Source organism: Neisseria sp. P0009.S007 (genome assembly GCF_051962515.1).
Genome location: NZ_JBQCVF010000619.1, coordinates 1 through 938 on the forward strand (window position 1 = coordinate 1; position 938 = coordinate 938).

Sequence of the window (938 nt, forward strand, 5' to 3'; positions counted from 1 at the left end):
AAATGATGGAACACGTTCCCGATCCGGCCGCCATCGTTCAAGCCTGCGCGAAACTGGTCAAACCTGACGGCATGGTGTTTTTCTCCACCATCAACCGCAATCCCAAATCTTATCTGCATCTGATAGTCGGTGCGGAATATCTGTTGAAATTCGTCCCCAAAGGCACGCACGACTGGAAAAAATTCATCACGCCGGCAGAACTCGCGCGCATGTGCCGCCAAGCCGGATTGGATACCGTCGGAAGCAAGGGCATGACCTACAATTTGTTGAGCGGCCGTTATTCCTTGTGCGATTCGACTGAAGTCAACTACATGGTTGCCTGCCGTCCGGCGTAAGGCTACACGGATAAAAAATGAGGGCTTGCCCGATATTTGAAACGGTATGTCGAAAGCAGCTCGATGCAAATCGGTAAAGCAAATCAGGCCGTCTGAAAAGAAAAAAGGCATGTGTGATACATGCCTTTTTTGTATGTGGGTCGTACCCGTTATTCCGTCCAAGACGAATACGGATGTTTGCTCAAATACGCATTGGTGAATTTTCCGTCTGACGTGATTTCCTTGCCCAGCCAAGACGGTTTGGGAAACTCGGTATCTTCAGACGGCAATTCGATTTCCGCCACAATCAAGGGCGCATTGTCGCCGAAATATTCGTCGATTTCATACACAAAGCCTTCAAATTCGACACGATAGCGGTATTTTTCCATTTTAAACGGACACATATCCGCCATCATCGCCTGCGCGTGAGCCAGAGGAATTTCGTATTCAAACTCGCTGCGCGTCATGTCGGAAATATAGCCTTTCAGGGTCAGCCATGCTTGCGAACCGATAATCCGCACACGGATGGTGCGCTCTTTTTCCACGCTCAAATAGCCCTGTTGCAACACCAGCGGTTCGTCTGCCGCTTTGCGCCAACTGTCATCCGCCAGCAAAAAGCGGCGT

2 protein-coding genes are annotated in these 938 nt (G+C 50.1%); one reads left to right on the top strand and one right to left on the bottom strand.

Annotated features, from left to right (window positions below; genetic code table 11):
• On the top strand, positions 1-335 hold a 335-nt coding region (ubiG, locus tag ACTHS3_RS15205), incomplete at its 5' end, for a bifunctional 2-polyprenyl-6-hydroxyphenol methylase/3-demethylubiquinol 3-O-methyltransferase UbiG (protein ID WP_440368393.1).
• 149 nt (positions 336-484) lie between these two features.
• On the opposite strand, the gene ACTHS3_RS15210 is transcribed toward ubiG, so the two are convergent.
• Positions 485-938: CYTH domain-containing protein (locus ACTHS3_RS15210; RefSeq protein WP_440368394.1), on the bottom strand; the 454-nt coding region annotated here is incomplete at its 5' end.